This is a genomic window from Afipia sp. OHSU_II-C1, from assembly GCF_000497575.1.
Classification (GTDB): domain Bacteria; phylum Pseudomonadota; class Alphaproteobacteria; order Rhizobiales; family Xanthobacteraceae; genus Afipia.
The window spans coordinates 158,417-180,539 of sequence record NZ_APJI01000016.1 but is presented as its reverse complement, the minus strand read 5'-3'; the positions used below and the strand labels follow the sequence as shown (position 1 = coordinate 180,539).

General features: G+C 62.7%; 15 protein-coding genes and 1 pseudogene. 4 read left to right on the top strand and 12 right to left on the bottom strand.

Annotation, left to right across the window (positions count from 1 at the left end):
• Positions 1–22: 22 nt before the first annotated feature.
• Complete coding sequence (locus I554_RS27360; RefSeq protein ID WP_152528583.1) at positions 23–250, bottom strand: hypothetical protein; 228 nt, start codon at positions 248–250, stop codon at positions 23–25.
• A 103-nt stretch (positions 251–353) separates the two neighbouring features.
• Here I554_RS27360 and I554_RS0118785 point away from each other — a divergent pair, with 103 nt between their 5' ends.
• On the top strand, positions 354–1,478 hold the full coding sequence (locus I554_RS0118785) for an acyltransferase (RefSeq protein WP_024574060.1): 1,125 nt from the start codon (positions 354–356) through the stop codon (positions 1,476–1,478).
• Here I554_RS0118785 and I554_RS0118780 read toward each other — a convergent pair whose 3' ends face one another.
• The 3 genes from I554_RS0118780 to I554_RS0118770 form a co-directional block, all read right to left on the bottom strand.
• On the bottom strand, positions 1,479–2,267 hold the full coding sequence (locus I554_RS0118780; protein WP_024574059.1) for an enoyl-CoA hydratase-related protein: 789 nt from the start codon (positions 2,265–2,267) through the stop codon (positions 1,479–1,481).
• A gap of 59 nt (positions 2,268–2,326) precedes the next feature.
• Positions 2,327–3,700: an MFS transporter gene (locus tag I554_RS0118775; protein ID WP_024574058.1), complete on the bottom strand. Its 1,374-nt coding sequence runs from the start codon at positions 3,698–3,700 to the stop codon at positions 2,327–2,329.
• A 152-nt stretch (positions 3,701–3,852) separates the two neighbouring features.
• Positions 3,853–5,037, bottom strand: a complete 1,185-nt coding sequence (locus I554_RS0118770) for a transporter substrate-binding domain-containing protein (protein ID WP_244432788.1) — start codon at positions 5,035–5,037, stop codon at positions 3,853–3,855.
• 141 nt (positions 5,038–5,178) lie between these two features.
• Here I554_RS0118770 and I554_RS0118765 point away from each other — a divergent pair, with 141 nt between their 5' ends.
• The 3 genes from I554_RS0118765 to I554_RS0118755 all read left to right on the top strand — a co-directional run bounded on the left by I554_RS0118765 (position 5,179) and on the right by I554_RS0118755 (position 10,276).
• Positions 5,179–6,147: a zinc-binding dehydrogenase gene (locus I554_RS0118765; RefSeq protein ID WP_024574056.1), complete on the top strand. Its 969-nt coding sequence runs from the start codon at positions 5,179–5,181 to the stop codon at positions 6,145–6,147.
• Between the two features lie 99 nt (positions 6,148–6,246).
• Positions 6,247–7,614, top strand: a complete 1,368-nt coding sequence (locus tag I554_RS0118760; RefSeq protein WP_029659622.1) for a cation diffusion facilitator family transporter — start codon at positions 6,247–6,249, stop codon at positions 7,612–7,614.
• Positions 7,615–7,816: 202 nt separating this feature from the next.
• Positions 7,817–10,276 (top strand): PAS domain-containing sensor histidine kinase, encoded by a 2,460-nt coding sequence (locus I554_RS0118755; protein WP_024574054.1) that lies wholly within the window; start codon positions 7,817–7,819, stop codon positions 10,274–10,276.
• Here I554_RS0118755 and I554_RS26495 read toward each other — a convergent pair.
• From I554_RS26495 to ccmI, 8 genes and pseudogenes are all read right to left on the bottom strand, one after another.
• Positions 10,197–13,079: pseudogene (locus I554_RS26495) on the bottom strand (bifunctional [glutamine synthetase] adenylyltransferase/[glutamine synthetase]-adenylyl-L-tyrosine phosphorylase); the annotation flags it as partial. The gene I554_RS0118755 and the pseudogene I554_RS26495 overlap by 80 nt on opposite strands.
• Positions 13,080–13,090: 11 nt before the next feature.
• Positions 13,091–14,521 carry an ATP-binding protein gene (locus tag I554_RS0118745; protein WP_024574052.1) on the bottom strand — a complete coding sequence of 477 codons (1,431 nt, stop codon included), beginning with the start codon at positions 14,519–14,521 and terminating at the stop codon, positions 13,091–13,093.
• Positions 14,505–15,230 carry a response regulator transcription factor gene (locus I554_RS0118740; protein ID WP_024574051.1) on the bottom strand — a complete coding sequence of 242 codons (726 nt, stop codon included), beginning with the start codon at positions 15,228–15,230 and terminating at the stop codon, positions 14,505–14,507. The genes I554_RS0118745 and I554_RS0118740 overlap by 17 nt, the downstream gene beginning before the upstream one ends.
• 373 nt (positions 15,231–15,603) lie before the next feature.
• Positions 15,604–17,196 carry a Do family serine endopeptidase gene (locus tag I554_RS0118735; protein WP_024574050.1) on the bottom strand — a complete coding sequence of 531 codons (1,593 nt, stop codon included), beginning with the start codon at positions 17,194–17,196 and terminating at the stop codon, positions 15,604–15,606.
• Positions 17,197–17,390: 194 nt separating this feature from the next.
• Positions 17,391–17,912 carry a cytochrome c-type biogenesis protein gene (locus tag I554_RS0118730; protein WP_051373146.1) on the bottom strand — a complete coding sequence of 174 codons (522 nt, stop codon included), beginning with the start codon at positions 17,910–17,912 and terminating at the stop codon, positions 17,391–17,393.
• Between the two features lie 212 nt (positions 17,913–18,124).
• Positions 18,125–20,116, bottom strand: a complete 1,992-nt coding sequence (locus I554_RS0118725; RefSeq protein WP_024574048.1) for a heme lyase CcmF/NrfE family subunit — start codon at positions 20,114–20,116, stop codon at positions 18,125–18,127.
• Positions 20,113–20,592 (bottom strand): cytochrome c maturation protein CcmE, encoded by a 480-nt coding sequence (gene ccmE, locus I554_RS0118720; protein ID WP_024574047.1) that lies wholly within the window; start codon positions 20,590–20,592, stop codon positions 20,113–20,115. The genes I554_RS0118725 and ccmE overlap by 4 nt, the downstream gene beginning before the upstream one ends.
• A gap of 278 nt (positions 20,593–20,870) precedes the next feature.
• Positions 20,871–21,971, bottom strand: a complete 1,101-nt coding sequence (ccmI, locus tag I554_RS0118715; protein WP_024574046.1) for a c-type cytochrome biogenesis protein CcmI — start codon at positions 21,969–21,971, stop codon at positions 20,871–20,873.
• Between the last annotated feature and the right edge of the window lie 152 nt (positions 21,972–22,123).

Here is a 22,123-nt window from a genome sequence, read left to right as displayed (position 1 = left end):
GTAGGGGTGTGTCTTGTGCTCGTCAATGGGCTGCTAGCAGCGACTTTTTTGCTGCATTGCGAAAATTCGTCGGCCAAATTTCACTTTTGTTGTCTTGTCCGACAATGCAGACCAACCTAATGGCTTTTGATTGATCCCGTTGCAGTTGCTGGAGAATGTCGCCCTCCCATCCCGGCATTGAACAACCGCGGCCGAGGTGTTCGCCGCGACGAAAAGCAAGAGCATGCGGATGCCGGAATTCGATTGGCATCGTTGCAACTGTGCAAATTGACAAAGAGGGTGCCGTAGACGAAATCCGAATATGGAATTTCCGGTTATATTGCGCCGTCACCGATTAGCAGAGCGGATAACCTATGGTCAGCCAACGACTCCGAGCCCTGGACGGCTTGCGCGGCGTGGCCATCCTGCTGGTGATGGGCTTTCATTATTTTTATCATCTCGAGTCGTTCTACTATAAATCGACGCTGTACCCGTACGGCGAGACGTTCAGCAGCGTCCTGATCTTCAAGTACGGCTACATGGGCGTCGAACTGTTCTTCATCATCTCGGGCTTTGTCATCGCGATGACTCTGGAATCGTCGCGATCGGTGATTGATTTCGTGATCCGCAGATTCGCGCGCATCTGGCCCGCGCTGATTGTTTCTGCGATTCTCACATTCTTTCTGCTGAACTGGTCCGATGCGCCATTCGCCCTCCACCGCCGCCAGTTCTGGCCGAATTTCCTGCCGTCGCTCACGCTGACGCCGCCGTCGCTGTGGTCCGGCTGGTTTCCGAAGGTGGATTACGTCACCGGGGTCTACTGGTCGCTGGTGGTCGAGATCCGGTTCTACGTGATCGCGGTGATCCTGTTCTGGCTTTTCTCGCGGGAGAAACTCGCGCGCAACATCGTCATCTTTACACTCGTCGTCTATATCGCCCGCGCCCTGCTGCGGCGCGCGATGCCCGGATACAACGGGGTCTATGACGCGCTGTTCATTCCTGATTACCTGCCGTGGTTCGCGGCCGGTGCAGTGTTCTACGAACTGTACAAGGAACGGCTCGCCAAAGGCGCAGCGCTTATCATGCTCGCCATGATGTATGCGCTGATCGCGCGGGTCAGCACAAACTACGCGATGATCGGGCGAGATCCGGTCTTTGCCAGCGCCGCTGCGCTGTTTTTTCTGACGTTATTCTGGTTTCTCGCAACAAAACCGACGTCAATGAGAATTTTTGAAATTCGCCCGCTGGTCTGGATCGGCGAGTGCAGTTACTCGATCTATCTTTATCACTACGCGGTGGGGATGATCCTCATCTCGCAAGTGTCGAAGACCATCGGCCTCGCGCCGCAGCTTTTCCTGGTGGCGGCGATTTCACTGCTGGTGCTTGCTGTGGGCCGCGTGTCCTATGCGGTGGTTGAAAATCCGAGCCGGCGCTGGCTCACCAAGCTGCTGATCGGCCCGCCGCAGAAACCTGCGGCGGCGGCATCCCCGGCGGCCTAGTTATTTGCCGGTGAATGTCGGCTGTCGCTTGGCGAGAAACGCGTTGACGCCTTCGGTAAAGTCCTTCGTACCGATACATGCGCCGAACGCCTTCGCCTCAGCCTCCATCTGATCGTGCAAGGAGTTGTCGAGCGAGCCGCGCAGCAGCGCCTTTGCCTGTCCATAGGCGAATGTCGGCCCCTCCGCGAGACGTCGCGCCAGCTTCTCGGTCTCGCTGGCGAGATCGGCCGCAGGCACCACGCGATTGACGAGACCCAGCCGCAGCGCTTCCGCGGCATCATAAACATCCGACAGCAGCGCAATCTCCAGCGCTTTGCGCAGGCCGACCAGCCGGGGCAGCGACCATGACGACGAGCCGTCAGGGCTCGTGCCAAGCTTGGAATAGGCCAGCGTGAAGATCGCGGTGTCCGCAGCAATCGCGAGATCCGTCGAAAGCGCGATGCTCATGCCTGCTCCAGCGACCGCGCCGTGGAGGCTGGCAATCACCGGCTGGGGCAGCCCCGCCAGAATTTCGAGTCCTTCATGCAGCGGTTCCATGATCGTCGGAACATGCCTGCGCACTTCGTCAGCCGGTCCCTGAAACGCGGAGATGTCGCCGCCCGCCATGAAGGCGCGCCCCTCTCCTGCAATGATGACGACACGGTTTTCCTTATCGGCGGCGACGCTTTTGCAGGCGCTCAGAAACGCGTCCGCCGCATCCACGCTCAGCGCGTTCAGAACCTTGGGACGATTGAAAACAATGCGCGCAATAGGTCCATCGACCTTCAGAAGCACCGGCTGATCTGACACTCGCATCTCCCTTGACCATTGTTTCTTTGAACAACCGGTAAGCCGGAAAATTCAGAGCGTCAACGCACAGCGAGCCGCAGAAAACTCATGATGCAGCCGAGCGCGCCGAAACCGGCCCCGAGCGCGAGCGCGACAGTCGCGCCGTGATGACCGGCGAGCGCGAAACATAGCGCAGCCAGGGCCGCGCCCAGAGTCTGCCCGATCAGCCGCGCGGTGGCGACGATGCCGCTCGCGCCGCCGCTGCGCCCGGCAGGCGCACTGCCCATGATGGCTTTCATGTTCGGGGACTGGAAAAAACCGAACCCGCAGCCGCAGATCGCCATGCGCCAGACGATGTCGGCAACGCTCGGTGAGGCCGGCAGCATGGCCAGCAGCGCCATTCCGATCCCGAGCATGAGAAGCCCCAATCCGCCCAGCAGACCTGCGGGATGACGATCCGACAGACGCCCTGCGATGGGCGCCATGATGGCGACGACGATCGACCACGGTGTCATGAAGAATCCGGTCTCGACCTGGGTGCGGTGGAGAACGTCCTCGAAGTAGAACGGGAGCGACACGAAGGCGAGCCCCTGCACTGCGAACGAACAGACAGCGGTCGCGACCGACAGGGAGAACATCGGCCTGCGAAACAGATCGATCGGCAGCATGGGAGCCGGATGATCCGCCTGCCTGTAAAGCAGCCACGCACCGAAGATAACCGCACCCACGAGCTCGATGACGACAACGCCCATCGGCGCCTTGTGGGCGGCGCTGCCGATTCCGAGGATAAAGAGGCACAGGCTGACCGACGTCAGCAGTGCGCCGGGAAAATCGAAGGCGTGGGCCGCGCGCGGCGTCTGCGGCAGCGTCTTGATGCCGATCAGCATGGCGGCCACGCCGAACGGAATGTTGATCGCGAACAGCCACGGCCAAGAGGCCACGGACAGGATGCCCGACGCCAGCGCCGGGCCGAGCGTGAATGCGGTCGCGACCACAAGCGCATTGTTGCCAAAACCGCGTCCGTGAAGTCTTGAAGGATAGACGAATCTGACGAGAGCCGTGTTCACGCTCATGACGCCGGCTGCGCCCAACCCTTGCAGAACGCGCGCAATCAGCAACGTCGGCAACGACCACGCCAGGGCGCACGCCAGCGATGCAACCGTGAACAGCAGGAGTCCGCCAAGGTAGATCCGCTGATGGCCGACGATTTCGCCGAGCGCCGCGAGCGGCAGCAGGGTCGCGACCATCGCGATCTGGTAGACGTTCACGACCCAGATGACATCGGCGGGCGTTGTGCTGAGATCGGCTGCAATCGCCGGAAGCGCGATGTTGGCAATGGCGGTGTCCAGCGCCGACATGGCCAGAGCGGTGAAGATCGCAAACACCGCCCAGCGTCTGGTTTCCGGTGGAAGACCATCGATTACGGGAGGCAGCTTCGCCGAAATAGCGTCCATTTCGCGAAGTGTCCTGAGGCGGTTCGCGCGCGGTGTGAGACCGGTATGTAGCCCGGAATAGGCTCGGCCTGCACCGGCGATGCCGCATGCGGCATATGCGCAGCGCAATAACCAAGCCAAATGGCTACACGATCGCGTGAGAACCGCAGTGCTCAGGGCGAACTCAGAGAGTCCTCTCCGAGGTAGCGGATGCGCGCCTCGATCCACGACTCTTTCTGTATGGCGTCCAGGATCGCAATCGACAGCGACTTTCGCAGCGGACTGTCGGGCGGCAACGCGAACGCGTAGTTCTGCGCCTCGATGGAAATGTCCAGCACCTTGAGCCGAGACGCGAAGCCCTGCCGGATGGCCCATGTCAGCAGCGGCTTGTCATAAACGAACGCGTCGATACGGCCTGCACGCAAGGCCTTCAGTCCGTCGCCAAGCGTATCATAAGGCTGGAACTTGAGCTTGCGCCGCAGAAGATCGCCTTCGGATGATGTCCCCTTGACCGTGCCGACACGCACCGATGCGAGGTCGGAGGCGCCATAGATCGTTCCCCGGATTTGCGAAGTCGTCAGCACCGAAGTGACGCCGGCTGTAAAAACCGCAATGGTGATGACCGACACCACCAGCCAGATAGTTGCGACGCTCCGGCCGAGAATGGTCTGCGGACCCTTTTCCGCCGACGATCGCTGCGTCATCGCCAGCGTCGACCACCACACGCTGGAGCTGATGCCCTTGGTGATGCCGCCTCCGAAATATTCGTTCTGCCGCCGCTCCAGCAACCAGACGAGAATACCAGCCACCAGCGTCAGCCCTATCAACACAGCAACGGCCTGGATGAAATTGAATGACGTCATCGCGCGGCGGAGTGTCGCCCAGTTCATCACACTGACGATGGGAACGGCGATGCCGGTGCCTGTCGAATAGTAAGACTGCGTGAAATCCAGAATCTTTTCGCGATCGACAGTGACGGTGATGGCTCCCACCGCAATATCGAAACGCGAGGACGCCGTCCCCTGAATCAATTCGGGCATGTCCTCGACTTCGACGAACCGGAACGTCTGGTTCGTCGCCTTCGCGACCTGCCGCCAGAGTTCGATGCTGAGACCCGACCAGGCGCCGTCGGAGCCCTTCATCGCAAACGGCGGCGCATTGTTGACGCCGACCACCAGTTCGCGCTTCGCGGGCGCCGACGCCTTCTGCGCCTGCCCTTGGGCGAAAGGCAGAACGCACGACCACACGAGCACCAGAAAGGCTATCCGCAGGATCATCGCTTCTTCCGCAAGTTCGGTGGCGTCCGAAGGCCGACCGGGAAAAATCAGTGACGCGTTTCTGACTGATTCTGCCGACATCACGTTACTAAAAAGCTGGGATCTATCAGCTATTGCCAGCCGTTATTGCCGAGCGCCGCGCGCTACCCACCTTTTGTGAGCCTTGAAACTACTGCTATACCTTGGCTTCATCCGAGTTCGCACGATCGAGAGAACAATCTCATGAAAGCCTATGTCTACGGCGCGAACGGCGCGGCGATCACCGACGTCCCGAAGCCCGTGCCGAAGGGCCCGCAGGTTCTGGTAAAGGTTCACGCCTGCGGCATGAACCGGGCGGATCTCGGCATGATCAGAGGGCATGCCCATGGCGCAGCCGGCGGCGTCGGCACTGTGCTCGGCATGGAATGGGCCGGCGAAATCGTTGAACTCGGCCCTGACGCAAAAGGCATGAAAGTCGGCGACCGCGTGATGGGCTCTGGTCCCGGCGGCTACGCGGAATATGCCGTCACCGACTACGGCCGCATGTTTCCCATTCCGGCGTCGATGGATTTCGAGCAGGCGGCGTCGCTGACGCTGGCGCTGACCACGATGCACAACGCGGTCGTTACCAACGGTGCGCTTCAGCCGGGTCAGAACCTGCTCGTCCAGGGCGCGAGTTCAGGCGTCGGGCTGATGGCGCAGCAGATCGCCAGGCTCAAAGGCGCGAAGCTCGTGATCGGTTCGTCCACCGATCCGAAACGACGCGCGCAACTCACCGAGTGGGGCGCGGATCTCGCGATCGATTCCAACGATCCCGCATGGGTCGATCAGGTGTTGAAGGCCACCGGCGGCGCGGGCGTCGATGTCATCATCGATCAGGTCTCCGGCAAGCTCGCGAACCAGAACCTCGCTGCGACGAAGGTCCTCGGGCGCATCATCAACGTGGGGCGGCTTGGCGGCACCCATGGCGACTTCGATTTCGATCTGCACGCCGCGCGCCGCATCCAGTATATCGGCGTGACCTTCCGCTCCCGCTCGATCGAGGAAATCCGCGACATCTTCGCGGCCGTAAAGCAGGACATCTGGCCCGCGGTCGTATCCGGCAAGCTGAAGCTGCCGATCGACCGTATCTTCCCGTTCGGCGACATTGCGCAGGCTGTGGACTACATGTCCGCCAACAGGCATTTCGGCAAGATTGTCCTCAAGCTCTGACCTACTATCCTTCCTGCGAATGATACGCATTTTGAATCGCGAACTCATGCGTTGACCTTCGCCGCAGGGACGTGACAAGAGGCGCGCATTGAGGAGCCGATGAGCGCAGTCAAGCAACGAGTAGCCGCGATATCGATTGTCGCCAGCGCCAGCATGGCAGCCATCAAATTCGTCGTGGGCGTAGCCATCGGCAGCCTTGCGCTCATTTCCGAGGCGCTGCATTCGTCCGTCGATCTGATCGCCACCGTCGTCACCTGGGTCGTGGTGCGGGTGTCGGACAAGCCCGCCGACGCCGAGCATCACTACGGCCACGGCAAGCTCGAAAGCCTCTCCGCACTGGGTGTGATCGCCCTGCTTTACATTCTGGCCGGCGGCATCGTGGTCGAGGCCTACAGCCGCCTGCGGGAGGACGTAGCACCGCCGACACTGACTGCCCTGCCTTTCGTCGTTCTCGTCGTGGACATCGTGGTGAACTTCTGGCGCGCGCGGACGCTCCACAAGACAGCCATGGAGACCAAAAGTCAGGCGCTGGAAGCTGATGCCCTGCACTTCGCCTCCGACGTGCTCGGCTCATTTGCCGTGATCATCGGCCTTGGGCTGGCGGCTTTCGGCTATGCCTGGGGCGACGCCGGCGCGGCCATCGCAGTCGCGGTGCTGATTTCTATTCTGGGACTGCGGCTCGGCAAGTCGACCATCGAGACGCTGCTCGACCGCGCGCCCGACGGCGCGTCGGAGAAGGCAGAGGACGCCATCCGGGCTATTCCGGGCGTGGTCGCTGTTGAGCGGCTCCGTGTGCGGATGGTCGGCGCCCGGCACTTCGTCGATGCGGCGGTACAGGTGCCCCGCACCTACCCCATCGACCGTATCGACAGCATCAAGCGCAAGGCGCAGGATGCGGTGACCCGCGCGCTTCATGACGCCGACCTGACCTTCACCGCGGTGCCCGTCGCGCGCAACAATGAGAGCGTGCGCGAACGTATCATGGTGATCGCGCGCAACTCGGGCCTCGCAATCCACCATGTGACCGTGCACGACCTTGGCGAGAAGCTGACCGTCAGCATCGACCTCGAAGTCGATGGCGACATGCCGCTGAACGAAGCCCACGACATCGCCCACGGGCTCGAACACGCCATCCGCGATGAATTCGGCGCCGATGTCGAGGTCGATACCCACATCGAGCCGCTTGAGCCGGAGCTTCCCCACGGCACCGACGCCAGCGCGGACCGCGTCGAAGCCATCCAGCAGGCGCTGTCGCGCTACGCGGCCGAGAGCGGCGCGATCCATGACGTTCATAACGTACGGGTGCGCGATACCGATGCCGGCGAGATCGTGAACTTCCACTGCCGTGCGGTGCCTTCAATGAGCGTCATCGACGTCCATGGAAAGGTCGATGAGATTGAACGCGCCCTGCGCCGCGCATTTCCGTCCGTGAAGCGCGTCATCAGCCACGCCGAGCCCGCGCGCTGACGATCAGTTGCTCCGTTCTCGTTTCGGACTCAACTTTCATCATCGAAACGAGTCCGTTTTTCCTTGGGACAACATTTATTTCGTCTTAACGATTCGTTGACTCTCGACAGCCCCGGAAAAGTGGATTCAAATCACATTGATTCGGAGGGTTGGGGAAAACCTCCCGAACGGGGTGCAGACAAAAAAGTTCGAGGGGCAAGGAATGGCGCGTTCGCACGCAGCGACCACGTGTGTCCAATCCGATTCTATCAAGGGATTGGCACAGTCGATCGCGAAGCCGGCATATCACCGGCTGCTGATCGCGGAGCCGACGCTGCGGCGCGCCGTTCCCACCCTGATCATCGCCTTCCTCGTCACCATCTGCATCGGCGCCTTCGTCCAGGTCCTCGACCAGACCCGGCAAAAGCGCGCATCGGTCAAACGCGATCTCTCAGCGCTGGCAGATGTGCTGGCGGAACGTCTCGACCGCATTGTCCTGACGCGTCAGGATCGTGCGGCGTCGGCCGAGCGGCTTCAGAGCCTGTTGCCCGGCTTGGTGCCCTCATGGGGTACAGCCGCCGGCCGCCATATTATCGTGACCAGCCCCGACCAGCGCATCATTGCGCGGGTCTCCATCGATGTGCCGAACGACGACGCCAGCCGTCTGATCGACGTTCTGAGCGCGACTCAATTGCTGACCTTGCAGGGAACGCAAACCAGCGTGGTCGAAGTCAATCTTCCGAACACCTCCCGAGCTCTCGCTGCCCAGCGCACCGTCAAATCGATGCCCGGTCAGGTCGTCGTGGTTCAGGAACAGGTCGAATCTCCCTGGCGTTCGGATGCCGCATTGCAGATCACGCTGTCCGCCACCACCGGCTTCGTCGTCCTGATCCTCGGCTTCGCTTTCCACTGGCAGTCGACACGCGCCCGTGAGGGCGACCTCATCAACGATGCCGTGCGCTCGCGGATCGACACCGCACTCAATCGCGGCCGTTGCGGCCTGTGGGACTGGGATCTGTCACGCGGGCGGATCTTCTGGTCGCAGTCGATGTTCGAACTGCTTGGCCTCGAAAGCCGCAGCGACCTGCTGACATTCGGCGAAATCAATGCGCTGGTCAAAACCGACGATATCGACCTCTTCCACATCGCCGACCAGCTTGTCTCCGGCAAACTCGATCATATCGACCAGACGTTCCGGATGCGCCACGCCAACGGTCACTGGATCTGGCTGCGGGTTCGCTGCGAACTCAGCCAGGGCCAGAACGACAACAGCTGCCACCTGATCGGCATCGCGGTCGACATCACCGAGCAGAAGAGCCTTGCCGAAAAGACCGTCGAAGCCGATCTGCGGCTGCGCGACGCCATCGAGACAATTCCGGAAGCCTTCGTGCTGTGGGATGCCGACAACCGCCTCGTGCTCTGCAATTCGCACTTCAAGCGCCTGCACAAGCTCCCCGACTCCGCCGTGAAGCAAGGCACGTCCTACGAGACCGTGATCGAAGTCGGCAGCATGCCGGAAATCCGCACCCGGCTCCCGAACGCCCTTGCCCCCGGCGCCCGTACCTTCGAAGCGCAACTCGAAGACGGAAGCTGGCTGAATATCAGCGAACGCCGCACCAAGGACGGCGGCTACGTCTCGGTCGGCACCGACATCACCCAGATCAAGCTGCATGAGCAGAAGCTGATCGACAACGACCTCCGCCTCACCGCGAACGTGATCGATCTGAAGCGCTCGCAGGCCGAACTCGAGCGGCAGGCCCAGTTGCTGGCCGAACTCGCGCAGAAATATGCCGAGGAAAAGACGCGGGCCGAGGAAGCCAACCAGACCAAGTCAAAATTCCTCGCCAACATGAGTCACGAACTGCGCACCCCGCTGAACGCAATTATCGGGTTCTCGGAAGTGATGGGCAGCGGCATGTTCGGCGCGCTCGGCTCGGAGAAGTATCAGGAATACTGCAACGACATCATGACCAGCGGAAATTACCTGCTGGACGTCATCAACGACATCCTCGACATGTCGAAGATCGAAGCCGGACGCATGAAGCTCGACTACGAGCCGCTCGATCTGGCGCAGACCCTGACCGAATCCCTGCGCGTCGTCTCCGGTCGGGCCGAAAACAAGAACCTGACGGTGAATGCGGACATCCGCGGCGCGATCCCCATCGTCGCCGACCGCCGCGCCATGAAGCAGATTGCGGTCAACCTGCTGTCAAATGCCGTGAAGTTCACCCCGGACCACGGCAAGATCACGGTGCGCAGCCGGACGCGCAATGGCTCGATCGTCCTCACCATCGCCGACAGCGGGATCGGCATCGCGCCGCAATCGCTGGCAAAACTCGGCAGGCCGTTCGAGCAGGTCGAAAGCCAGCTCACCAAGAGCTATCACGGCTCCGGCCTCGGGCTTGCCATCGCAAAGTCACTGGCCAACCTGCACGGCGGCTCGATGAAGCTCCGCTCGCGCCTCGGCGCAGGAACCATCGTCTGCGTGACGCTCCCCTCCGGACACGGCGAACAGCCCGCGCCAAGCATTATTGCCGAGGCGATCCCTCAAGCAGCCTCAGGAAAACGTCGCGGACTTCGTTCTGCGTCTCGCGCACCCGCGCCTCAAGCGCCGAAAAATCCGGCGCGTCCCCAGCCCGTGTCAGCACCCGCAGGAGATCCTCCCCAGCTGTCTCTGGTTTGAACTTCCCGATCACGCAGAGACGGATGATCTGCGTGAGATCATGATACAGCCGCGAGGCCGCCCGCAGGACATCGGCATCGGACTGCGGCAACACTCCGAGCCGCGCAGCATTGTCCAGCACCTGCACTGTGCTGACGTTCAGAATCTCCGGCTTTTCCGCTGCGTAGATCAGTTGAAGATACTGCGCGACGAACTCGATATCGACCATGCCACCGGCTGCATTCTTGATATCCCAGATGTCGCTCTCGCCTTTTTCCTCGGCGATGGCGCGCCGCATTTCGAGAACGTCGTTGGCAATGATGCCGGTTTCGCGCTTGCGCGTCAGTACCTCACGAATGACGGCTTCGATCTTGGCCTGAAACGCCGGCGATGCTGAAATGACGCGCGCCCGCGTCAGCGCCATATGCTCCCAGGTCCAGGCCTCGTGCTCCTGATACTCGGCGAATGAATCGATCCGCGACGCCAGAGGCCCCGCGCGGCCCGACGGCCGCAGCCGCATATCGACCTCGTAGAGCACGCCGTAATTGGTGCGCGTGGTGAAAGCGCTGATGAGACGCTGGGTCAGCCGCGCGAAATACTGCGAGCCGTGCAGCGATCGCGCGCCGTCCGAGTCCGGTGCGTCGTGATCGAAGTCATAGATCAGGATCAGGTCGAGATCGGAAGATGCCGTCATCTCGCGGCTGCCGAGCTTGCCCATCGCAACAATGGCGGTTTCCTGATCCTTGATCCGGCCGTGCTGTTCCGCGAACTGGTCCATGACCAGCCCGTGCACCGTATGCGCGATGCCCTCGGCCACATCGGCGAAGGCAACACTGGCGTGCTGCGCCGAGACTGTGCCGGACAGGATTCGTGTGCCGATCAGGAACAGGCTTTCCTGTCCGAACAGCCGCAGGCGATCCAGAAACTCCTCATATGAATTCGCGTCGGACAATGTCGTCGCGAGGCGCGAGGACAGTTCACGCTGATCGGGCATCGCACCGAAGAAGCGCGGATCGATCAGGCCGTCCATGATCTGCGGCTGCCGAGCGAGCATGTCACTCAGGCGCGGCGCGGCGCCCAGCACGAGCGCCACCAGCGCCACCAGATCCTTGTTCTGGCTGAGCAGCGAGATCAGCCGCCCGCCCCGCTGCAAGGCCTGCAGGAAGCGGTCGAACGCCATCACCGCGTCATCGGGCTCCTCGGCGCGCGACAGCCCGCGCATCAGGTCAGGAACGAACTCGTTGAAGGCCTGCCGCGTCGCCTCAACCTTGAACACGCGGTACTCGCCGCTCAGCCAGCGCTGGACGGTCTCCGCCACCATCTTCGGCTTCTTGAAACCCAGCGTGAGAAGATGTTCCAGCAGCCGATTATCGTCAGGCCCCTTGCCGTAATCGATGTCCGGCAGCTTCTCCGTGCCGGTCGGGTCTCCCTCGAACAACCGGCTGTAGTGGTTCTGCACGCAGTTGAGATGCGCCAGCAGATCCTTCGCAAACGCGGCGCGGTCGTCGTATCCGAAGAACCGCGCGAAACGCTCGACGGCCTCTGCCTCGGTCGGCAGCGCATGGGTCTGTTCGTCGGCGATCATTTGCAGCCGATGCTCGACCCGCCGCAGGAATTCATAGGCAGAGGTCAGTTCGTCGCGCGCCTCGTTCGTGATCCAATTGCTGGCGGCGAGAATGTTCAGCGCCTCCAGCGTCGGACGCACGCGCAATTCGGGATGCCGTCCGCCCGCGATCAATTGCTGGGTCTGGGCAAAAAACTCGATCTCGCGAATGCCGCCGCGGCCAACCTTGACATTGTGGCCTTCGACCGAAATCTCGTTCTGACCGCGGAACGTCTGCATCTGCCGCTTCATGTCGTGAACATCGGCGAGCGCGGCGAAATCCAGATGCTTGCGCCAGACGAACGGAGCAATCTCCGCCAGCAAAGCGTTGCCGGCCTTCTGGTCGCCCGCGCAAGGCAGCGCCTTGATCATCGCGGCGCGCTCCCAGGTGCGGCCCTCGCGCTCGTAATAGTGCAGCGCCGCCGCTGTCGAGATCGCCACCGGCGTGGACGCCGGATCGGGCCGCAGCCGCAGATCGACGCGGAACACGTAACCGTCGGCGGTGCGCTGTTGCAGCAGGCGCGACAGCCCCTGCGCAACCTTGACGAAAAACGGTGACGGCTCGATGTCCTCTGCGAGGGTCGGTGCTTCCAGTTCGTAGAACACGATCAGGTCGATGTCGCTGGAGTAGTTCAGCTCATGCGCCCCCATCTTGCCCATGGCAAGCACGACAAGGCCGCTGCCGACTTCAGGATGTTCGGCATCAGGGGGCAGCAGGCGTCCGCGCGCCGCCTCCTGTTTCAGCAGAAAACGGATGGCGCACTGAACGGAGGTCACCGCAACGTCGGTCAGGGCCCGCGTCACCCGCATCACCGGCCAGACGCCGCCGATGTCGCACAGCGCGATCATCAATGCGGCTTCGGATTTCATCCGGCGAAGCACCGTCATCACATCGGCTTCGGTCGCAGCGGCGGCGACATCGGCCACCGCCTTGTCGATCAGCGCCGCGAGATGATCGTCGGGATCGCATTGAAGGAGCCGCACAACGCGGCCCGCATCGGCGCGCATCAGGTCGAACAGATAGGGCGAGGCTTCCGCGATGCCTTCAAGGATCGCTTTGGCATGCGGGAAGGAACCGGGCACCTTCCTGAGCGCGGTCGCGACGTCAGGCGGCACGTCGCCCAGCCAGTCGGCCAGCCGCCGCTCGGCGTCCTGCGATGCAAACAGTTTCGGTCCGGCCACAAAACGGGCCGCCAGGGTGGGCCGGTCGGCGCGGCCCATCTCAGGTGAACTCATACAGTCTTCTGTTCCACGCCCCGGCTCGGGATCACAAGCGTCACGCGCAGCCCCGGCTGGCTGTCGGCGAGTCGCAGGTCGCCACCATGCAACGTCGCGACTGCGGATGCCAGACTCAAACCGAGCCCCGATCCGGGCTGGGTCCGGCTGGCCTCGAGGCGGACAAAGCGTTCGACCGCACGCTGACGGTCGGCCTCTGGAATGCCAGGCCCGTGGTCTGTGACACTGAGAAGAACATTGTCCCCGTCCCGCCGCGCTTCGATCAGAATATCCGGGGGTTTTGAGCCCGCAGCAGCATCCACGGAAGTCGCCGTGGCAGCCGGCTGGCCATACTTGATGGCGTTCTCGACCAGATTGGCCAGCGCCTGGCTGATCAGTTCGCGGTTGCCATGAATCGTGGCGGGATCGGCTGCGACCTCCAGGGCCAGGCCTTTGTCCTCGGCTAGCGGTTCGTAAAGTTCGTGGATACCGTGGGCGACTTCGGCAGCGTCGAAATCGGTCATGTTGTCGCGCGCCTGGCCGGACTCGGCACGTGCGATCATCAGGAGTGCATTGAAGGTCCTGATCAGGCCGTCGGACTCATCGATGGTCCGCTCCAGCGCCGCGCGGTACTCACTCTCGTTGCCAGCTTTCGCCAGCGCATCCTCGGCGCGGTTGCGCAGCCGCGTCAGCGGCGTCTTGAGATCATGGGCGATATTGTCGGACACCTCCTTGAGTCCGACCATCAGCGCCTCGATGCGCTCCAGCATCGCATTGAGATTTTCCGCGAGCCGGTCGATCTCGTCGCCGCTTCGCCCCACCGGCAATCGTTCGGACAGATCGCCCGCCATGATCCGCTGCGTGGTGCCGGTCATGGCGTCGATCCGGCGCAGCACGCGGCGAGCGACGAACACGCCGCCGCTGAGGCCGAGCACGACCACGATCAGCACCGACCATTGCGCTGCCTTGGCGACGATGGCGAACAGCCGCCGCCGCTCTTCGAGATCGCGTCCCACCAGAATCCGGAAGCCGCCGGAAAGCTGGGACACTTTCACCAGCGCGAAGTGGCTCTTGGTGTCGGTCTCTTCAAGCCGCTTGTAAAATGTCTCGGCCCAGCCGGGATGATCCATCACGCCCGGCTCAAGCGAGGCGACATTGCCGGCAACGCCCTGTCCCTGGGGCGTGGTGACGAGATACAGATTGGCGCCTGGGCGCAGTGCGCGTCCTTCGACTGCGGCGACGAGTCCGCGCAAGCCGCCGCGCGTATACTGGTCGGTCAGTTCACCCAATTCGGAATTGACGGTGTCGGTGATCTGCTCGGTGATCATGCGCCGCGTGTTCCAGGCGAAGTAGCCCAGCAACGACGCGGCGAACAGCGCAAACAGGAACAGGTAGACCAGCGTCAGCCGGAACGCGGTCGTTCGTATCAGTTTACCGAATGCCGTCACGGATCATGTATCCGGCACCACGAATGGTGTGCAGCAGCGGACGATCCTGTCCCTTGTCAATCTTGGAGCGCAGCCGCGAAATATGCACATCGATCACGTTGGTCTGCGGATCGAAGTGATAGTCCCACACGTTTTCGAGCAGCATGGTGCGGGTCACGACCTGCCCCGCATGTTTCATCAAGTATTCGAGCAGCCGAAATTCGCGCGGCTGCAAAGTGATCTCGGTGGTGCCGCGCTTGACCTGGTGCGAGAGCCGGTCGAGTTCGAGATCGCCGACGCGATAGGTCGTTTCTTCGGATGGACCGCCGTGGCGGCGCGACAGCACTTCGACGCGCGCCAGCAGTTCGGCAAATGAATAGGGCTTCGGCAGATAGTCGTCGCCGCCGGCGCGAAGTCCCTTGATGCGGTCGTCGACCTGGCCGAGCGCCGAAAGGATCAGCGCCGGGGTATGATTGCCCTTGCCGCGCAGGGTACCGATGATCGACAGCCCGTCGCGCTTGGGCAGCATGCGATCGATCACGAGTACGTCGTAATCGCCGGACTCTGCCAGCGCGAGGCCTTCCTCGCCGTCACCCGCATGGTCCGCGATATGGCCGACCTCGCGAAATGCCTTCACGAGATAGTCCGCCGACTCGCGGTCGTCTTCAACGATGAGCAGTCGCATCTGTGATTCGGTCTGGGTCTGAGCAGCGGAGCTTTGTGTCACCATGGCGCGACGATCGTCCTCATGCAAGGCAGCGGATGACGTGCCCGCGGCCGCCAGCCCCGACAAGAGAAAGAGAACGGGCGGCGAAGCTGGGGGACTTCGCCGCCCGCATTGCACGACCGACTGGAGTGCGATCGCGCCGCTTTCGACGGAGGGGGGCGTTTTCCATCGAAAGCATCCCTGCATGATGCTGAAAATCGCATCATGCCTTGATTTCAAGGGACGGGCTTGTGGCCCGCCCCCGGGAAGGAGCCGTCGGCGGGGGCTACTTTGCCGGCGACAACTCCCCATTTCTCACCCGCTTGCGCGGATGTTAAACTATCGAAGTGGGCATGATCTGATCCGAAAACCGGTGCCCACTTTTCGGGATCATGCCTCAACCCTTGGCGACCGGCATCGCGACGAAGCGCGACGAGTCTCCGGACTTCACGCGAACCAGAACGCTGTTCTTGTTCTCGCTGCGCGCGGTGTTGATCGCCTCGCGGACTTCAGCCGGGTTCGAAACCAGCTTGCCGGCGACTTCGAGAATGACGTCGCCTTCCTTGAAGCCGCGCTCAGCCGACGGGCTGTTCGGATCGACGTCGGTCACGACCACGCCTTCCTTGCCCGCGCCGGCCACGCTGTTCGCGGGAGCCAGCGTCAAACCGAGGTTCGGCACGGTGACGTTGCCACGGCCCGACTTGCCGCTGTCCTTCTGATCGGTATCGGCACTTGCAGCCCTGGCGTTCGGCAATTCGCCGAGCGTCATGCTGAGGATCTTGTCCTGGCCCTTGTGAACCACGACCAGCTTGACCGTCTGACCCGGCGCCATGCTGCCGATGGTGCGGGCGAGTTCGCGCGCATCCTTCACCGGCTGGTCGTTGACCCGCGTGATCACGTCACCGGATTCAACGCCCGCCTTCGCAGCCGGACCGTTGGCCTGCGGCTCCGCAACCAGCGCGCCTTCGGTCTTCTTCAGACCGAGGCTTTCGGCGATCTCAGGCGTCACCTGCTGGATCTGAACACCGATCCAGCCGCGGCTGACCGTGCCCTTGTCCTTGAGCTGCTGCACGACACTCTTCACGGTCGAAGCCGGGATCGCGAAGGCAATGCCGACGCTACCGCCCGACGGCGAATAGATCGCAGTGTTCACGCCGACAACATCGCCTTCGGTGTTGAAGGTCGGACCACCAGAGTTGCCCTTGTTCACGGGCGCGTCGATCTGGATGAAATCGTCATACGGACCGTTGCCGATGTCACGGCCGCGGGCTGAAACGATGCCGGCGGTCACGGTGCCGCCGAGGCCGAACGGATTGCCGACCGCAAGCACCCAGTCGCCGATCCGCGGCTGACCGTCAGACAATTTAGCGAACGGCATGTTGCTGACGCCATCGACCTTGATCAGCGCGAGATCGGTGCGCGGATCGGTGCCGATCACCTTAGCGGTGTGAACCTTGCCGTCGTCTGTGGTGACTTCGACCTTGTCGGCACCATCGACCACGTGATTATTGGTCACGGCGAAACCATCAGCGGAGATGAAGAAGCCCGAGCCCTGCCCGGTCATCTGACCACCGCCACGACCACCGCGGCCGCCACGGCCACCGGGGAATCCATCCGGACCGCCGAAGCGGCGGAAGAAGCGCTCCATCGGCGAGTTCGGCGGGAACGGATTGTCTTCCGGGCTCGCGTTTTCGCCCGTGGTCACCTTCTCCGCGATCTTGACGCGCACCGAAACCACCGAGGGCTTCACGCGCTCGACGATGTCGGCAAAGCCGATCGGCTGCTGAACCTGACGAACTTCCTTGTTGACCTGCGCATGCGCGGTCGTGGTCAGCAGGTCGAAGTTATTCGACGGGCTGAGACCATAAGCGGCGACGCCGAGGCCCGCGACGACCGAAGCCATCAGCGCGAACTTGCGCGCGGAGAAAATGGAACGGCGGGGAGCGACGTAGGATGGAAGTTTGGAAAGATCGGTGGGGCGGTCGGTCATGAACAATCTCCAGAAGGGCGCGAAAACGGGGTGCGAATCTCGCGGTGCATGTGTGCACCTGTGCTCTGGAAGATGGGGGGCGCAGCCTTACCGCGCTCTGACGGGGGAATTAATGTTTTGTAATGAAAACAGGGCCTCAGCGGCCCTTGATGCCTGCGCCGGATCGAGATCGGAACCGGCGCGCGAAAAGCCCGCTAAACGGACGTTTTCGGCGGTTCCTCGCCCGCGATGAGCTTCTCCAGCCGCGCCTCTTCCTCGGGGGTGAGTTGGAATGACGCACCCTCCTCGGCTGCGGCAGCCCTGTTGCGGCGGCGGTTACCGAACCAGAGCGCCAGCCCGCCCCCGGCCAGCACCAGCGGGGGAATCAGCCACAGCAAAAGAGTCCGGCTTTCGACGCGCGGCTTGAGCAGCACGAACTCGCCGTAGCGCGCGACGAGGAAGTCCATTACCTGCTGATCGGTGTTGCCGGCAGCGATGCGCTCGCGCACCAGCAGGCGCAGATCGCGCGCCAGCGGCGCGTCGGAATCGTCGATCGACTGATTTTGGCAGACCATGCAGCGCAGTTCGCGCGACAGGTTGCGCGCCCGCGCCTCCTGCGCAGGATCGGCCATGATCTCGTCAGGCTGCACGGCTAAGGCGACGGAGGGCAGGAGAACGGCACCAACAATCAACAGAATCGCTACGCTGGAAGCCAATGCGCGCGAAACACGGAGGATGCGCCCCCTCTCCCCCACGGGGAGAGGGTTGGGGTGAGGGGCGCTGGATGTCAGAGTTGAAATCCGATCCCCCTCACCCGGCGCTGCGCGCCGACCTCTCCCCATCGGGGAGAGGTGAAGAAACATCCGCAGACGTTCGCTCCATGCGCGATGTCGTCCCGCCAAATGCGCGGACGACATCGCAAATATCTTTGCGTTCGCGCGCAACATCCCTACTCCGCAGCCTGCAACGCGCCGGAAGTCTTGTTTGCCTTTGCCGGCTTCGGCGCACCGACACGCAGCCGGCGGTCGGTCAGCGACAGGAATCCGCCGAACGCCATCAGCACCGGCCCGAACCAGATCAGCAGCACCATTGGCTTGTGATAGATACGGACCGCCACCGACCCGTCGGCGTGAGCATCGCCGAGCGAGACATAAATCTGGCTCACACCGCGTGTCAGCAGCGCGGCTTCCGTGGTTGACATGCCGCGCGTCGCGAAATTGCGCTTCGACGGCGACAGGATGCCGATGGTCTTGCCGTCCTGCATGACCGTGAAGTGCGAAATTGCCTCGCGGTAATTCGGCCCCTGCTGCTGCGTCACATCATCGAGCCGCACCTGATAACCGCCGACAGTGACGACATCCTTCGGCTGCATCGAGGCGATGCTCTCGCTGTTCCACGTCGTCTCGCAGACGATTCCGATCAGCGCGATCCCAAGCCCGGCGTGCGCAAAGGCCGACCCCCAGGTCGAGCGCGGCAATCCTCGTGCGCGGCTCAATGAGATCGCGAACGGCGCGCGGAACAGTTGCGTGCGCTCGACAATGTCTGTGAGCGAGCCGAGCACCACGAACGCCGCGACGCCGATCATCAGCGGCGCGAACGCGCCGCCGCCCTTGGTCCAGGCCCACAGCACGGCCATGGTCACCAGCGCGACAATGCCCGCCGCAGTCAGGCGCTGCGCCGCACCGACGATGTCGCCGCGCTTCCACGCCAGCAGCGGCCCGAACGGCACCGCGAGCAAGAGCGGCAGGAACAGCGGCGCAAATGTCAGATTGAAGAACGGCGCACCGACCGAGATCTTGTCGCCGGTGAGAACCTCAAGCGCTAGGGGATACAGTGTGCCGACGAACACCGTCGCGCAGGCTGTTGTGAGCAGCAGGTTGTTCAGCACCAGCGCGCCTTCGCGCGAAATCGGCGCGAACAAGCCGCCCTGCTTCAACGCCGCCGCCCGCCACGCATACAGGCTGAGGCTGCCGCCGATGAACAGGCACAGGATCATCAGGATGAACACGCCGCGCGCGGGATCGCTGGCGAAGGTATGCACCGAAGTCAGCACACCGGAGCGCACCAGGAAGGTGCCGAGCAGCGAGAGCGAGAATGTCAGGATCGCCAGAAGAATGGTCCAGACCTTCAGCGCGTCGCGTTTCTCCATCACCACCGCCGAATGAAGCAGCGCAGTGCCCGCGAGCCACGGCATCAGCGAGGCATTCTCCACCGGGTCCCAGAACCACCAGCCGCCCCAACCGAGTTCGTAATAGGCCCAGTACGACCCCATCGCGATGCCGAGCGTGAGAAAAATCCATGCCATCAGCGTCCATGGCCGCACCCACCGTGCCCATGCAGCATCGATGCGGCCTTCGATCAGCGCGGCCACCGCAAAGGAAAACGAAATCGAGAACCCGACGTAGCCGAGGTAGAGCATCGGCGGATGGATCGCGAGGCCGATGTCCTGCAGGATCGGATTGAGGTCACGGCCCTCGATCGGCGGATTGGCAATCCGCGCGAACGGGTTCGAGGTCGCGAGAATGAACAGATAGAACGCCGCGCCGATCCACGCCTGCGCCGCCAGAACGAGCGCACGCAACGTGCGCGGCAGGTTATTACCGAATGCCGCCACCATCGCGCCGAACAACGCCAGGATCAGCACCCACAGCAGCATCGAGCCTTCGTGATTTCCCCATACGCCGGTGATCTTGTAGATCATCGGCTTCAGCGAATGGGAATTCTCATAGACGTTTGCGACCGAAAAATCCGACGTGACATGCAGCCATGTCAGTGCCGCGAACGACAGCGCGGCGAATGCGAACTGCGTCAGCGCCGTGGAGCGCGCGACATTCATCAGCGCAGGATCACGCAGACGCGCGCCGATCACTGGCACCACCGACTGGATCAGCGCCAGAACCAGCGCCAGCACCAGCGCGTAATGTCCCGCCTCGGCGATCACTTCGCGCTCCCCTGCACGTTTTGTGCGGACGGCTTCTTGTCGTAGTCGTCCTTCCAGTGGCCGGTCTTTTTCAGTTCGTCCGCGACGGCCTTGGGCATGTAGGTTTCGTCATGCTTGGCAAGGACCGTGTCGGCCTTGAACACGCCCTGCGCGTCGAGCGCGCCCTCTGAAATGATGCCCTGCCCCTCGCGGAACAGATCTGGAAGAATCCCCTGATAAGTCACCGGCAGGGTTGCATTTCCATCGGTCACATCAAACTTCACTTTAAGCTGCTCGCCGCGCACCAGCGATCCCTCGCGCACCATGCCGCCGAGGCGGAAGCGCTGGCCGGGCTGAATGTGCTTTTCGGCGGCCATGGTCGGCGTGGAGAAGAACAGGATAGAGTCGCGCAGCCCGTTCAGAACAAGTGCGGCCGCAATCGCCAGCACCGCCAGCGCACACCCGATCAATGTCAATCGCCGCTGCTTGCGCGTCATAGTATCATTTCCGTTTGTATCTGAATGCTTGCCGTCCTCGCGCTCTGCTCCCTCTCCCAAATGGGGAGAGGGTTGGGGTGAGGGGCGCTAGATGCTCGAAGTGAAATCCGATCCCCCTCACCCGGATTGCTTCGCAATCCGACCTCTCCCCGTCGGGGAGAGGTGAAAAGAGCTCCGTCATTGCGAGGAGCACTCGCGACGAAGCAATCCATTCTTTCTGTTCCAAAAGATGGCTTGCTTCGCTTCGCTCGCAATGACGTGGCTGATGCAACTCGCATTTACCCGTCCAATCCAAGGCTCTTGAGGCCGTCATTCAGAAGCTGCAGCCGCGCGGCATCGTTGCCAACCGCGCCCCGCGCATCGATCAGCGCTGCCTGCGCCTTGTCGCGTTCACCGAGGACCATATAGGCCCGCACCAGCCGCAACCAGCCCTCGACATCGTTGCCGTTATCCTTCAGCCGCGTCGCGAGACGATCCACCATGCTGCGGATCATGATGTTGCGATCGCCTTCGGTCATGTCCTTGGCAGCCGCGATCGTGTCGTCGGACAGTTTGGGCGCGACAACGCCGACGCGCACCAGCGCGCCCTGCACCAGCGGACGCCACGGCGCATCGGCCGGCGCCGACGCCAGCATTGTGCGCCAGATGTTGACGGCATCGTCCTTGCGGCCATCCTGCTCGGCAGCGAGGCCGGTGAAATAGCGCGCCTTCACCTCATTCGGATCGAGCGCGATGGCGCGGTCGAACTCGGCCTTGGCTTCCGCAGTCACGACGCCGCCGCTTGCGGCGGCCATTGCTTCGCCGAGATCGGCGCGGCGCGATGCGCTCTCGCCGTTGTAGGTGATGGAATTGCGCCAGGCCCTCACCGCGTCGTCATAACGGCCGATCCGCGCCAGCACCGGCGCGAGCACGTCCCAGCCGCGACCGTCGGTCGGATTTTTCTCGAGATGGGTTTCGACCTGCGCCACCAGCTTGTCCATCGACGCGGTCGCGACAGCCGCGCGGCTGCGCTCCGCGAGCGGAAAGTCGCCGAGCGATGGCGAGCCGAATTTCGCGTAAAGTCCCGCGGCGAACAGCGGCAGGCCGATGAGCGCGATCACGGCGACCGCCCGGCGGAGCGAAAGGCTCGACGTCGATGGAGCAACCGCTGCGGCGTCCGACGCCGCGAGCAGACGGCGGCTGATTTCGATGCGCGCCGCTTCCGCCTCTTTTTCTCCGATCATACCAGCGGCGGCATCGCGCTGGACCTCGGCGAGCTGATCCTTGTAGACGACCGCTTCGCTGCCCTCACGCGCCGAGGCATTGCTGCGCCCGAGCGGCCACAGCACGGCAAATACCGCTGCGGCAGTCATCAGCGCGAACACGAACCAGAGCGTCATTTCAAAGGGTTCCCGGCAAAGTAGAACCGTTACAAGCGGCTATTCCGTGCCGGGTTACACCATGGCTGGCCGATGGGCGCAATTGACATTTCCGTCACGGATTCAATGGGATTCGAGGCCATCTTGCGGCCTTTTGAGAATCGCAGCGTCAG